Annotated in this window: 11 protein-coding genes; 3 read left to right on the top strand and 8 right to left on the bottom strand. The window is 75.1% G+C overall.

From position 1 onward, the window contains the following. Positions 1-249: 249 nt before the first annotated feature. From I5Q34_RS20655 to I5Q34_RS20630, 6 genes are all read right to left on the bottom strand, one after another. Positions 250-2,838, bottom strand: a complete 2,589-nt coding sequence (locus tag I5Q34_RS20655; protein ID WP_199893797.1) for a glycoside hydrolase family 3 protein — start codon at positions 2,836-2,838, stop codon at positions 250-252. Positions 2,839-3,004: 166 nt separating this feature from the next. Continuing rightward, on the bottom strand, positions 3,005-3,982 hold the full coding sequence (locus I5Q34_RS20650; RefSeq protein ID WP_199893796.1) for an SMP-30/gluconolactonase/LRE family protein: 978 nt from the start codon (positions 3,980-3,982) through the stop codon (positions 3,005-3,007). Between the two features lie 243 nt (positions 3,983-4,225). Next, the gene (gene mshC, locus I5Q34_RS20645) at positions 4,226-5,455 is read right to left on the bottom strand and encodes a cysteine--1-D-myo-inosityl 2-amino-2-deoxy-alpha-D-glucopyranoside ligase (RefSeq protein ID WP_199893795.1); all 1,230 of its coding nucleotides are present in this window, start codon (positions 5,453-5,455) and stop codon (positions 4,226-4,228) included. Between the two features lie 81 nt (positions 5,456-5,536). After that, positions 5,537-6,364 carry an SCO1664 family protein gene (locus I5Q34_RS20640; RefSeq protein ID WP_199893794.1) on the bottom strand — a complete coding sequence of 276 codons (828 nt, stop codon included), beginning with the start codon at positions 6,362-6,364 and terminating at the stop codon, positions 5,537-5,539. After that, the gene (locus I5Q34_RS20635; protein WP_199893793.1) at positions 6,328-6,918 is read right to left on the bottom strand and encodes a DUF3090 domain-containing protein; all 591 of its coding nucleotides are present in this window, start codon (positions 6,916-6,918) and stop codon (positions 6,328-6,330) included. Before I5Q34_RS20635 ends, I5Q34_RS20640 begins: the two co-directional genes overlap by 37 nt. A 95-nt stretch (positions 6,919-7,013) precedes the next feature. After that, complete coding sequence (locus I5Q34_RS20630) at positions 7,014-7,703, bottom strand: histidine phosphatase family protein (RefSeq protein WP_199893792.1); 690 nt, start codon at positions 7,701-7,703, stop codon at positions 7,014-7,016. Here I5Q34_RS20630 and corA point away from each other — a divergent pair. Next, positions 7,702-8,739, top strand: a complete 1,038-nt coding sequence (gene corA, locus I5Q34_RS20625; protein ID WP_199893791.1) for a magnesium/cobalt transporter CorA — start codon at positions 7,702-7,704, stop codon at positions 8,737-8,739. The two genes, I5Q34_RS20630 and corA, sit on opposite strands and share 2 nt — an antisense overlap. 3 nt (positions 8,740-8,742) lie before the next feature. Here corA and I5Q34_RS20620 read toward each other — a convergent pair whose 3' ends face one another. Beyond that, positions 8,743-9,528, bottom strand: coding sequence for a ferritin-like domain-containing protein (locus tag I5Q34_RS20620; protein WP_199893790.1), 786 nt, complete (start codon positions 9,526-9,528; stop codon positions 8,743-8,745). Between the two features lie 229 nt (positions 9,529-9,757). Continuing rightward, positions 9,758-10,807 carry an LLM class F420-dependent oxidoreductase gene (locus I5Q34_RS20615; RefSeq protein WP_199893789.1) on the bottom strand — a complete coding sequence of 350 codons (1,050 nt, stop codon included), beginning with the start codon at positions 10,805-10,807 and terminating at the stop codon, positions 9,758-9,760. 121 nt (positions 10,808-10,928) lie between these two features. On the opposite strand from I5Q34_RS20615, the gene I5Q34_RS20610 reads away from it, so the two are divergent. Continuing rightward, a complete protein-coding gene (locus I5Q34_RS20610) occupies positions 10,929-11,912 on the top strand; it encodes an aldo/keto reductase (RefSeq protein ID WP_199893788.1) in 984 nt (327 codons plus the stop codon). After that, positions 11,909-13,545, top strand: a 1,637-nt coding sequence (locus I5Q34_RS20605; RefSeq protein WP_307811702.1) for a helix-hairpin-helix domain-containing protein, incomplete at its 3' end; no start/stop codon positions are given. The genes I5Q34_RS20610 and I5Q34_RS20605, both read left to right, overlap by 4 nt.

Raw genomic sequence — 13,545 nt, 5'->3', positions numbered from 1 at the left:
GGGTGCGGGGGGGTTCCTTGGGTTTTTCCCATGGGGGGGGTTTTGCCGGGGGGGCCCGCCGGGGCCGGGGGGGGGGGGCCCCCCCCTGGGGGGGGGGGGGGGGGGGCGGGGAGTTTGCCCCGGCCCCACCCTTTCACCGTTTCCCCGGGGCTCCGCCCCGGACCCCGAAGCGCCCTCCGGGCTCCCCCAGAGGGGGTACCCCCAGTCCTCGAACTCCCCCGGAGGGGGCACCCCCGGACGGGCTGAATTTCAGCCCGCGCTGCCCGTCAGCCGGACGTCCCTCGACGACGCCCCCACGTACACCGGCCGCGCCCCCTCCGTCCGTGCCCAGCCGCCGCGCGCCGCGTCCCAGTACGACAGCTGCCGCTCGGTGATCCGTACCGTCACCCGGCGCGACTCCCCCGGCTTCAGCTCGACGCGCTCGAAGCCCACAAGGGCGCGAAGCGGCAGCTCCACCGGGGACTTGGCGGGCGGGCCCAGGTAGACCTGCGGGACGTCGGCGCCCGCGCGGTCGCCGGTGTTCGTGACGGTGAAGGCCGCGGCGTAACCACCGCCGTCCGCGCGGACTTCGAGCTTGTCGTAGGCGAACTTCGTGTACGACAGGCCGTGGCCGAACGGGAAGAGGGGCTCCGTGCCGGCCTTGTCGAAGCCGCGGTAGCCGGTGAAGACGCCCTCGCTGTAGGTCACGACCTTGTCGACGCCCTGGTAGCGCTCGGGGTGGGCCGGGTCGTGGACCGGGTGGTCGGTGAGCTTCTCCGGGTGCGTGACGACGAGCCGGCCGCCGGGGTCGGCGCGGCCGAGGAGCAGGTCGGCGGTGGCCCAGCCGCCTTCCTGGCCGACGTACCCGGCGTGCAGGACCGTTCCCACGGCGCCCCGCCACGGCATGGCCACCGGGCCGCCCGTGTTGAGGACCACGATCGTCCGCGGGTTGGCGGCGGCCACCGCGGCGATCAGGTCGTCCTGGAAGTTCGGCAGGGAGAGCGACGTGAAGTCGTCGGCGCTGCCGATCGATCCGCCGGAGCCGTTCCAGGCGAAGACGACCGGGGTGTGCGCGGAGCGTGCCAGGGCGGCGGCTTCGCGGACGTTCGCGGCGCGCTGGTCGGGGGTGACCCAGGCGAGGCGGACCTGCACCGGCCCCCGGCCCGCGACGCCCGCCGCCCAGCCCTCGGCCGTGACCTTGATCCTGTAGTCGCGGCCGGCCGTCAGCCTGATCGTCGTACGGCCGTTGTCGAGGCCGTCCGTGGTCGGCAGGACGGTGGCCCACTTGCGGACGAACTTGTCGCGCGGGGCGGCCGCGGTGACCAGCTCGGTGCCGTCCAGCGACAGCGAGAGGGACGCTCCCCAGCCCTGGACGGCCAGCAGGTGGTCACCGGTCGTCGTCGGGCGCAGGACGCCCGTCCAGGTGTGACTGGAGCCGGTGGGGAGCGCTTTGTCGCCGGTGAAGTCGAGGGTCGTGTCGGTGGATCCCGCGCGGCTCAGGCCGCCGGGGAGCGCGGAGGCGGGCACGGCCGTGCCGGTGAGGTCGTTGCCGACCGCGTACCGGACCTTCGCCGCGCCGCCCGCCGTGCGCTTGAGCGCGTCCAGCGGGCCGACCAGCCGGTCCTCGAAGCCGTACGCGCGCTCGCCGCCCGCCGAGACCAGGACCTGGGCGGCGCTCGGCCCGATGAGGGCGAGGCCGGCGAGGGCGTCCCGGCTCAGCGGCAGGGATCCCGAGTTGGCGAGCAGGACCGCGCCCTGGACGGCCACCTCGCGGGCCACCTTGGCGCCCGCCTCGACGTCGACCGAGGAGGGGGCGGGGACGCGGGAGCCGTCCAGCAGCCCGAGCGCGTCGTAGCGGCCGAGGACGCGGCCGACGGCCACATCGAGCGCGGCCTGCGGGACGGAGCCGTCCGCGAGCGCCGCCTTCAGCTTGTCGCCGAAGTACGAGCCGTCGGGCATCTCCATGTCCAGGCCCGCCTCGATCGAGACGGCGTGGGTGGCGCCCCAGTCGGAGGTGACGAAGCCCTCGAAGCCGAGTTCGCCGCGGAGGACGCCGGTGAGGGTGGCTCTGCTGTCGCTGTTCCAGGGGCCGTTGAGGTGGTTGTAGGCGGCCATGACGGAGGCGACGCCCGCGCGGACGACGGTCTCCCAGGCGGGCAGGTAGATCTCGTGCAGGGTGCGGTCGTCGACGCGGAAGTCGTAGGCGCCCTCGCCGGTGGTCCAGTCGCCGGTCTGGCCCAGGACCTGGTTGTTGGCGAGGAAGTGCTTGGCCTGGGCGAGCATGCCCTGCGCCTGGATCCCCTCGACCTGGGCGGCGCCGATGACGCCGTTGAGGTACGGGTCCTCGCCGGACTGGTCCTTGTCGCGGCTGAACAGCGGGGTGCGGGAGAGCTCGATCTGCGGGGCGAGCATCAGGTCCATGCCGAGGGCGCGGCCCTCGCGGCCCATCACCGCGCCGTACTCGCGGGCGAGCCGGGGGTTGAAGGAGGCCGCGAGGGTGGAGACGGGCGGCAGGCCGGTGGCGGACTTCGCCAGGTTGACGCCCGCCGGGCCGTCGGTGAGCCGCAGTTCGGGGATGCCCAGGCGCGGGACGCCGGGGACGTATCCGGCGGCGCCCGTGTGCTTCGGGTCTGCGGCCCCGTGGACCAGGGAGATCTTCTCGTCGAGGGTGAGCTTGCCGAGCAGGGTGCGCACCCGCTCGGGAAGATCGGGGAGATCGGGGAGAGCCGCCACGGGGGTGGCCTGCGCGGCCGGCCCCGTGGCGGTGAGGAGGGCGAGGGCGGCGGCGGTTCCGCCCAGCAGGCCGAGCGCCTGACGGCGGCTGGGACCGGTGGGAGCGCCTTCCGGTGACGCGGGCATGACGGCATGACCTCCGAACGCGACCCGGGCACACACCCGGGCAGGACAGGACAGTACGGCCGTATGCGACGAGTCTTGATCGTCCGGTCCGCCGGGGTCAAGGGAATCGGGCCAGGTGTGATCAACTACCGCACGGTTACCGCCGGTTCACGGCATATGCGGCCCGTCAGCGCACCCGGCGCACCGCCACCGCGTCGTACTCCCGGGGCGGCGGCTCCTCCGTGAAGCGGGAGTTGGGGAGGTAGAGCCGGTCGCCGTACGCCGCCACGGTGGTGGGGACGCGGAAGCGCGGGTCGGTGATGCGGGTGACCCGCACGCCGCGCAGGCCGGCGGCGTCCAGGTGGAAGACGTCGACGGCGTTCTGCACCTGCTGGACGACGTAGAGCGTGCGGCCGGTGAGCAGGGCCCCGTCCCCGTCGGGCAGCCGGACGCCGCCGAGGTCCACGCGGCGCGCGTCCCCGGTGCGCGGATCGACGCGCAGAAGGCTGCCGCCGTCCTGGAAGACGTTGACGACGAGCAGGGCCCGGCCGTCGGGGGTCACCGAGATGCCGTTGGTGGTGAAGCCGCCGTCGGGCGCCTCCCGCCACTCCCCCGCCAGGCGGAGCGCCACGACGTCGCGGGCGGGCGGCAGTTCGCCGCGCGGGCCCAGCGGGACGCCGTACACGTACGGCCTGGTGGAGTCGGTGAACCAGGCCGCCCCGGGGGTCAGGACGACGTCGTTGACCAGCGTCCCGGGCCCGCCCACCTCGTAGACCGCCAGGAGCGAGCCGTCGCGGGTGTCCACGACCCGCAGTTGGCGGGCGAGGGCGCCGGCGACGAAGGCCCGGCCGTGCCGGTCGGTCTTGATGCCGAGCGAGGGTCCGTCCATGCGGGTGGGCAGCAGGGTGCCGCGGCCGGTGGGCAGGTGGGCGCGGTAGAGCGAGGAGCCCGCCCGGGAGCCGAACCAGGCCCAGGGGCCGGGCCCGATCGCGATGCCCTCGGGCCGGAAGTCGTCGGGGAGCGGGAAGCGGGTGGGCCAGGAGGCGGGCGCGGCGGCCCGCGCCGCGGGGGCGAGGGACCCGACGGCCGCCGCGGCGCCGGCCGCGGCTCCCGCGCCGAGCAGTCTTCGGCGGGCGAACGGACGGTGGGTGGCGGTGCGGTGCATGGCTGTGTCCCTCCGACGGGCGGCGAGCGGACCTCCCCGGTCGGCGCCCACCTCAGCACAGGGCCCGCCCGCGACACACGGCATCCGCCCCGGCCTTCACGGATACGCACATGCGGAAGTGGATACTCCGTCAACTCGGCGTCAACTCGGCGCGACATCACGTCCATTGACGAGACACAAAAGGGATGCGAAAAGGGGTGCCCGCCGCTGTGACAGCGGCGGGCACCCCGGAGGCGGAGTGCGTCAGAGCGCGACGCCGAGCAGCGCGTCCACGGTCCGGGACACCAGACCGGGCGCGCCCTCGTCCGTACCGCCGCCGTCGGTCTGGGCGGCGGCCCAGCGGTCCACGGCGGCCAGCGCGGCGGGGGCGTCGAGGTCGTCGGCGAGCGCCTCGCGGACCTCCGCCAGCAGGGCGTCGGCGGACGGGCCGTCGGGGCGGGAGACGGCCGCGCGCCAGCGGCCGAGGCGCTCGACGGCCTCGTCCAGGACGGCGTCGGTCCACTCCCAGTCGGCGCGGTAGTGGTGGGCCAGCAGCGCCAGGCGGATGGCGGCCGGGTCCACGCCGTCGCGGCGCAGGGCCGAGACGAAGACCAGGTTGCCCTTGGACTTGGACATCTTCTCGCCGTGCAGCGCGACCATGCCCGCGTGCACGTAGGACTTGGCGAAGGGGTGCTCGCCGGTGAGCGCCTGGGCGTGCGAGGCGCCCATCTCGTGGTGCGGGAAGATCAGGTCGGAGCCGCCGCCCTGGACGTCGAAGCCCATGCCGAAGTGCTCCAGGGCGATGGCGACGCACTCGATGTGCCAGCCGGGGCGGCCGGGGCCGAGCGAGGCGCCGTCCCAGCTGGGCTCGCCCGGGCGGGCGGCCATCCACAGCATCGGGTCGACCGGGTTCTTCTTGCCCGGGCGGTCCGGGTCGCCGCCGCGCTCGGCGGAGAGCAGGCGCATGGCCTCGGCGTCCAGGCCGGAGACCTCGCCGAAGTGGGCGTCGGAGGCCACCGAGAAGTAGACGTCGCCGTCGAGCTCGTAGGCGGCCCCGGCGTCGCGCAGCCGCTCGACGAGCGGGACGATCTTCGGTATCGACTCCACCGCGCCCACGTAGTGGCGGGGCGGCAGGAGCCGCAGTGCGGTCATGTCCTCGCGGAAGAGGGCCGTCTCGCGCTGGGCGAGGGCCTCCCAGTCGTCACCGTTGGCGGCGGCCCGCTCCAGCAGCGGGTCGTCGATGTCGGTGACGTTCTGGACGTAGTGAACCTGCCGCTTGGTGTCGAGCCACACGCGCTGCACGAGGTCGAACGCGTTGTAGGTCGCCGCGTGCCCCATGTGGGTCGCGTCGTAGGGCGTGATGCCGCAGACGTAGAGGCGGGCGACGGGGCCGGGGACGAGGGTCACCCGTCCGCCGGTCGCGGTGTCGTGGATCCGGAGGTCGCGGCCACTGCCGGGCAGGGCGGGAACCTCAGAAGCGGGCCAGGCATGCATGTCCTGAGCGTAACCGGACGCACGTTCCGGATACGAACCGGACCGGCGGATTCTCCGAAGAGGAGGTCCTCGCTCCGGCGCTCAGACCGGTGGCCAGGGGATCGCCGGCCACTGGCCGCCGGGCTCCCTGTGCCGTCCGGTGCGCAGGAGGTCCGCGACCCGGGCCCGCAGCGCGTCGATCTCGGCCGGAGTGATGAGCTCCGCCAGCCGGCCGGCCAGTGGGCTCCCTTCGGCCAGATCGGCCGAAAGTCGACGCAGGGCCGCCAGGGCCTCCCCGGTCAGCGGCTCGCCCGCCCAGCCCCACAGCAGGGTGCGCAGCTTGTCGTCCGCGTTGAAGGTCACGCCGTGGTCGATGCCGTAGAGCCGGCCGTCGGCGGAGGGCAGCAGGTGGCCGCCCTTGCGGTCACCGTTGTTGATCACCGCGTCGAGGACGGCGAGCCGGCGCAGCCGCTCGTCGTCGGCGTGCACCAGCAGCGCGGTGCGGTCCTCCCCCACGTCCGCGAGGCCGACGGCCTTCCAGCCGGGGCCGGGCTCCTCGCCCTCGACCAGGGCCAGCAGCCGCTCCTGCGCGCCGTTGTCGGGCACTTCGACCCACAGCTGGCACATGCCCCGCCCGTACGGGCCGTCGCGCAGCACCGTGGGCGGGACCAGGCCCCAGCCCATGGCCTCGGAGAGCTCGTAGGCGGCCACCTCGCGCTGGGCCAGCGTGCCGTCCGGGAAGTCCCACAGCGGGCGCTCGCCGGCCACCGGCTTGTAGACGCAGGCGGCGCTCACGCCCTCGTACGCGACCGTGCAGTACAGGACGGCGTTGGACGCCTCGTGGATCCGGCCGCGCACCGTCAGCTCGCCCTCGGCCAGCAGCTCCTGCGGGCTCACGCTCCGCGGCGGTATCCGTTCTGGCGCGGGCATACGTGTCCCTCCGGGTCGAGCGGCAGGCTGCACAGCGGGCAGGGCGGGCGGCCGGCGTTGACGATCTCCAGGGCGCGCTTGGCGAAGGTGCGGGCCATGGTGCCGGTGATGCGCACGCGCAGCATGGGCGGGCCGTTCGTCTCGTCCTGGAGGAGACGTTCCTCCGCCGCCGCGAGGTCCTCGTCGGTGTCGGCCTCCAGCTCGACGAGGGCCTGGGCCTCGACGACCATGCGCTGGCCGTCGCCGTCCCAGGCCAGGGCCATGGTGCCGACCCGGAACTCCTCCTCGACGGGGGTCTGGAGGGGCGCGGTGTCGGCGAGTTCGGCGGGGGCGACGGCCGGGACCGGGGCGCTGCCGCCGGTGCGCCTCACGACCTCGTCCAGCAACTCGTCGATGCGCTCGGCCAGCGCTTCGACCTGGGCCTTCTCCAGCGCGACGCTGGTGGTGCGGCCGGCCGCGGTCGCCTGGAGGAAGAAGGTGCGGCGGCCCGGCAGTCCGACCGTACCGGCGACGAAGCGGTCCGGCGGATCATAGAGGAAGACCTGACGGGACAACGTCCTGCTCCATTGGTCGGTGGTCGGTCACGGGTCCGGTGCGGGCCGGGAGCACGGGGTGCGCGCCCGCGCCACCACCCTACTGCGCACGGCGATCACGGTGCCCCCGCACCGCCCCCGACCGCCGAGTCCCCGGCGCCCGGCGCGTCCTCGTGCGGGGCGAGGCCGGTGAGCTCGCCGGTGTCGCCCAGGCGCAACAGGTAGGGCCGCAGCCGGGTGTAGCGGATCGCGGTGACCGAGCAGGGGTCGACGTGGATCCGCTGGAAGTGGTCGAGGTGCAGGCCGAGGGCGTCGGCGACGACGGACTTGATCAGGTCGCCGTGGGAGCACATCAGGTAGACGGCGTCGGGTCCGTGCTCGCGCTCGATCCGCTCGTTCCAGTCGCGGACGGCCTCGACGGCGCGGGCCTGCATGGCGCGGATCGACTCGCCGCCCGGGAAGGCGGCGGCGGAGGGGTGCTGCTGGACGACGGCCATCAGCGGCTCGTCGTTGAGCTCGGCGAGCTTGCGGCCGGACCAGTCGCCGTAGTGGCACTCGCCCATCCGCTCGTCGGTGTGCAGCGGCAGCCCCGGCCGGGCGGCGGCCAGCGGGGCCAGGGTCTCCCGGCAGCGCTGGAGGGGGCTGGTGACGGCGGCGGCCAGCGGGATGTCCCGCAGCCGCCCGGGCAGGGCCGCCGCCTGGGCGGTTCCGCGCTCGTCGAGGGCGACGCCGGGGGTCCATCCCGCGAGCACGCCGCCGGTGTTGGCGGTGGACCGGCCGTGCCGGACCAGGATCAGGGTGGGCATGCGTGCCAGCCTACGACGGGCCACCGGCGCCCGGGAGGTGGAGAATGCCCGCGTGATCGTGGACTTCGCCCTCTACCGGGACGGCCGGCGCGCCGAGGGGCCGGCCGACTTCTCCGACGCGCTGGACCTGGCGCGGGCGGAGGGGAACGCCTTCCTCTGGGTCGGCCTGCACGAGCCGACGGAGCACGAGTTCTCGTTGGTGACCAGCGAGTTCGGGCTCCATCCGCTGGCCGTCGAGGACGCCCTCAAGGCGCACCAGCGCCCCAAGCTGGAGGTGTACGCGGACTCGTTGTTCGTCGTCCTCAAGCCCGTGGTGTACGACGACGACGCGGACACCGTGACCACCGGGGAGCTGATGCTGTTCCTCGGCGACTGCTTCGTGGTGACCGTCCGGCACGGCGAGGGCAGCCCGCTCGCGGGGGTGCGGATCCGGCTGGAGAAGGAACCGGAGCTGCTGCGGCGGGGGCCGACGGCCGTGCTGTACGCGGTGGGCGACGCGGTGGTGGACCAGTACACGGAGGTCGCCGCGCTGCTCCAGGACGACCTGAACGAGCTGGAGACCGAGGTGTTCGCGCCGCTGGGGGCGGACAACCGGAACATCGCCATGCGGATCTACGGGTTCAAGCGCCAGGTCGTGGAGTTCCGGCGGGCCACGGTGCCGCTGGCGGATCCGGTGGCCCGGCTGGCCGGGACGTCGCTGCCCTTCGTGGACGAGGCGGCGCGGCCGTTCTTCCGCGACGTGGGCGACCACCTGGCGCGGGCCAACGAGGCCGTGGAGGCGCTGGACCGGCTGCTCTCGGACATCCTCTCGGCCCACCTGGCGCAGATGGGCGTCCAGCAGAACGACGACATGCGCAAGATCTCGGCGTGGGCGGCGATGGCCGCCGTCCCCACGATGATCGCCGGGGTCTACGGGATGAACTTCGAGCACATGCCGGAACTGCGGCAGCCCTGGGGGTATCCGGCGGTGGTCGCGCTGATGGCCGGCGTGGTCCTCGGGCTGCACCGGTGGTTCAAGCGCAAGGGCTGGCTGTGAGGTTCAGACGCGCGCGTCGTAAGGCCCGCCGCCGCCCAGGGCGTTGCGCCGCTCCGGCATGCGCAGGCTGACCATCCGCCGCCAGCCGCCGAGGCGTTCGGCGACGTGCAGCCCGTGGATCCCGGCGGTCAGCGCCGCCGACTTGGCCCGCGGCCAGCCGAGGATGCGGCCCATGCGGCCCATGACGGCGAGGCCGACGTCCCGGTGGACCTCGGTCTCGGCGAGGGCGCTCTCGCGCAGCACGGAGCGGATCGCGGGACCGTGGCCGGCGGCGGCCAGGCGCAGCAGCTCCTCGTGGCAGTAGGCGAGGTGGTTGGTCTCGTCGTGGCAGATCATCCGGATCGCCCGGCCGATCTCGGGGTGGTCGCCGAAGTGGGCGGCGAGCAGCCGCATCTGCTCGGCGGCCCGCTGCTCGGTGACGCGGCTGTGGGCGAGGTAGGTGATGACGTCCCGCTCGGTCAACGGCTCGTCGCGGCGCAGCTTGTCGTGCGGCAGGCCGATGCCCCGGCGTTCGAGGAGCATGGTGTAGTCGGTCTCCGGGGGCACCTCGACGGGTTCCAGCCCGCGCTTGCGCAGCAGGGCCAGGAAGATCCGGCCGTGCTTGTCCTCGTCCGCGCCGTGCCGGGCGATCTTGGGGGCGAGGGCGCGGAACCGTTCGGGCACGAGGGCGGCGATGCGGCCGTTCTCCCAGCCGCCCTGCGCCTCGCCGCCGGCGGCGATGGAGCAGAACAGGCGGTACGAGGCGTCGTCCTCGAGGATCTCCTGGAACAGACTTCTGGCCGTGAGCATGGCCCTCACCTCCGTTTAGGCACACCTCAGTCAAGTGCCGTGGCGAAGGGGGCGCCAGCCGGGGCCGCCCGCGCGCTCCGCCGAACGGCGGACGGCGCGCGGCGGGACCGCTTCCACCGGGCGACGCGCCCGGCACGTAACCCCGGCGGCGTACGGGCGTTGTGCTCGGTGTCGGCCGTGGCGGGGAAGACACCCCCGAGCCCCCACCACGGCCGCAGGGGTCCCTCTTTCACGCGAGCCCGGCGCGCTCCAGGGCCTCGACACCGGCCCGCAGACCCGCGATCCGCTCCTCCAGCGTGAAGCCGGCGGGCGTCAGCGACAGCGTGGTAACCCCGGCCTCCGCGTAGGCCCGCATCCGGTCGGAGATCCGCTCGACGGAGCCGAGCAGCGAGGTCTGGTCGATCAGCTGCCGGGGGACGGCCGCGGCGGCGCCGTTCTTGTCCCCGGCGAGGTACTTCTCCTGGATCTCGGCGGCTTCCTTCTCGTAACCCATGCGCTGGGCCAGCTTGTTGTAGAAGTTCTGCTTGGCGCTGCCCATGCCGCCGACGTACAGGGCGGTGTACGGGCGGAAGATGTCCGCGAGGGCGTCGACGTCGTCGCCCAGGGCCAGCGGGACGGTGGGGACGAGGTCGAAGCCGTCCATGCCCTTGCCCGCCTTGGCGCGGCCGGCCCGGATCGGGCCGAGCGTGGTCTCCTCGGCGTGCTCGGGGGCGAAGAAGATGGCGAGGGCGCCGTCGGCGATCTCGCCGGTCTGCTCCAGGTTCTTCGGGCCGATGGCGGCGATGTACAGCGGGATGTGCTCGCGGACCGGGTGGACGGTCAGCTTGATGGGCTTGCCGGGGCCGCCGGGCAGCGGCAGCGTCCAGTGCGCGCCCTCGTGGGTCAGGCGCTCGCGGGACATGGCCTTGCGGACGATCTCCACGTACTCGCGGGTGCGGGCCAGCGGCTTGTCGAACTTGACGCCGTACCAGCCCTCGGAGACCTGCGGGCCCGAGACGCCGAGACCGAGGCGGAAGCGGCCGCCGGAGAGCGAGTCGAGGGTGGCGGCGGTCATCGCGGTCATCGCGGGCGTGCGGGCGGGGATCTGGAAGATCGCCGAGCCGACGTCGATCCGCTCGGTCTGCGCGGCGACCCAGGACAGGACGGTGGCCGCGTCCGATCCGTACGCCTCGGCGGCCCAGCAGACCGCGTAGCCGAGCCGGTCGGCCTCGCGGGCGACCGCGAGGTTGTCCGCGTCCATCCCGGCGCCCCAGTAGCCGAGGTTGATTCCGAGCCGCATCGCGCTCTCCCTACCGATGAGTAACGTCGTCGTCGCGGGGGACTCTAGCGCGCCGGCCTGCGGTACGTCACCGGTCCGCCGCCCCTCGGCCGTCCGGTACGGGCCAGTACCCTCAGCCGTCATGGAGCCAAGACATGCGGGCCGCACCGGCCTGCGGGTGTCCCGGATCGGGCTCGGCACCCTCACCTGGGGCCGGGACACCGACGAGCACGAGGCCGCCGAGCAGCTCAAGGTCTTCCACGAGGCCGGCGGGACCCTCGTCGACACCGCCGACGTATACGCGGACGGCGGCTCCGAATACCTGCTCGGCCGGCTCCTCGACACCGCCGTCCCCCGCCGCGACCTGGTCATCTCCACCAAGGCGGGCAGCGTCCCGGACCCGGACCGCCGCGCCGACGGCTCGCGCGGCCACCTGCTCGCCGCGCTCGACGCGTCACTGGTCCGGCTCGGCACGGACCACGTCGACCTGTGGCAGGTCCACGCCTTCGACCCGGCCACGCCGCTGGAGGAGACGCTGCAGGCGGTCGACCTGGCCGTGACCAGCGGCCGGGCCCGCTACGCCGGCGTCGCCGGCTTCAGCGGCTGGCAGCTCGCGAAGGCCGCGACCTGGCAGCTGGCCGCGCCCGGCGCGCGGGTGCGGCTGGCCACGACGCAGATGGAGTACTCGCTGCTCCAGCGCGGCATCGAGCGCGAGGTGCTGCCCGCCGCGCTCGACCTGGGCGTCGGCGTCCTGCCCTCCTCGCCGCTGGGCCGGGGCGTGCTCACCGGCAAGTACCGCCGCGGCACCCCGCCCGGCTCCCGCGGCGCCTCGGAGCGGCTCTCCGCCTTCGTCGCCCCGTACCTGGAGGAGTCCGCGCGACGCGTCGTGGACGCCGTCGCCACGGCCGCCGACGGCCTCGCCGCGACCACCCTCCAGGTCGCCCTCGCCTGGGTCCGCGACCGCCCGGGCGTGACGGCCCCGATCGTCGGGGCGCGCACTACGGACCAGCTCAGGGCGGCATTGTCAGTGGAGACCCTTACTCTTCCGGACGAGATCTGCCGGGCGCTCGACGACGTGTCGGCCCCGGTGCACCGCTATCCCGATCAGGACTGGAGCGAGCTGTGAACACGGACCGCCTCGAAGGCGAGGCCGCACCCGCGTCGACGGAGGATGGCGCGGTGGCGGAAGGGGGCGCGTCTGCGGCCTTGGCGGCGGACGCGGGCGCGTCGGGCCGTGCGGGCGCGTCCGGCACCGCGGGGGCGGCCCCGGCGCCCGACGCGGACGCTCCAACGGCGGAAGCGCCGGAGACGGCGGAGACAGCGGGGGTGCCGGAGACGGCGGAGGCCAGTGAGGCCGTAGCGGCCGCCGGGGCCTCGGCGGCCGACGCGGTCACCGACCGGGGAGCGGATGCCCCGGGCTGGACCGTCGCCGTCCCCGACGGCGGTCCGGCGTCGGCGGGCGAGCCCGCCGGAGCCTCGTCGTCCGGCGAGGCCGCCGACCAGGAGGCGGACGACCGGCGCGCGCCTGCCGGCGACCCCGCCGTGGCCTCGGCGGGTACCGGGGAGGACGTCCCGGGCACGGCCGGACCCGGCGTCCCGGAAAGGCCCGCCGAAGGCGGAGCGCCGGCGGCCGGGCGGACGGACGGCCACCCGGCGAAGACGGACGAATCCGCCGGTCCGGCGGCGTCCGGCACCTCCGCGGACGGAGCCGACGGACCGGGCGCGGAAGCGGCCCCGGGCCCAGTCAACGAACCGGACTCCGCCGGGACTTCGGCCGGGCCCGGGGCGCCGGAGGCCCCGGCCGCCGGGGGCGCGGAGGCGCCCCCCGCCCCGGGCCAAGGCACCGCACCCCGCGCGAGCGGCAAGCGCTCCCCCGTCGCCGAGGCGCTCGCCGCCGCCGTGCGGGCCGTCGAGAGCGGGGAGCGGTCCGCCGACTCGTTCTTCAGCGAGCCGGCCCGGCCCCGGCCCGCCGCGCGGAAGCCCGTGGTGCGGGAGAGCCGGCCGCAGCCCCAGGCTGTCGATCGGGCGGTGGACGAGTCCGTCCTGGCCGGGGTGCGGCAGGTGCTGGCCGCCGGGGGCGCGCCGGAGCAGCTGGCCGGGCCGGCCGTCGCCGCGCTCGGCGAGCAGGCCGCGGCGGAGCTGCGCGAGGATCCCTGGCTGCTGCTGGGGGTCAAGGGCGTGCGCCCGGAGCAGGCCGACGGGTTCGCGCGGGCCCTGCTGGGCCCCGCGTGCGGGCCCGGGGACGAGCGGCGGGCCCGCGCCCTGGTCGCCTGGCTGCTGGAGCGGGCCGCCCTGGCCGGGCACACGGTGCTGGAGTCCGCCGCGCTGGCCGGGGAGCTCGCCCGCCGCTCCGTGCCCGATCCGGACGAGGCGGTGCAGGCCGCCGTCGCGGAGGGCGCGGTGCTGGTGTTCCAGGAGCCCGTCCGCGAGCCGGCCGACGAGGACGAGGAGGTGCCGGTGCGGCTGCTCCTGGGCCTCGACCGGTACGCGATGGCCGAGGAGAGCCTCGCCGACGGGCTCGGGCGCCTGCTCGGCACCCTCCCGGCGCAGAAGCCGGACTGGGAGTCCGCGGCCGCCGCGGCCCCTTCCCCGTCGGCCGCCGAGCTGATCCGCGCGGTGGCCGCCTCCGGCCTGGTCGTGCACAGCGGCGGCGAGGCCGCCCGGGCCGAGCCCGCGGCGGTCGTCGCGGCGGCCCGCAGGCCCAGGGCGCGGGGGGACGAGGAGGCGGTCACCGTGGCCGGTCTGCTCTCCGGCCGCGA

Origin of the sequence: Streptomyces sp. AV19, assembly GCF_015999245.1 — a bacterium.
Classification (GTDB): Bacteria; Actinomycetota; Actinomycetes; order Streptomycetales; family Streptomycetaceae; genus Streptomyces.
The sequence above is the reverse complement of the archived record's forward strand: the minus strand, read 5'-3'. Positions and strand labels throughout refer to the sequence as shown.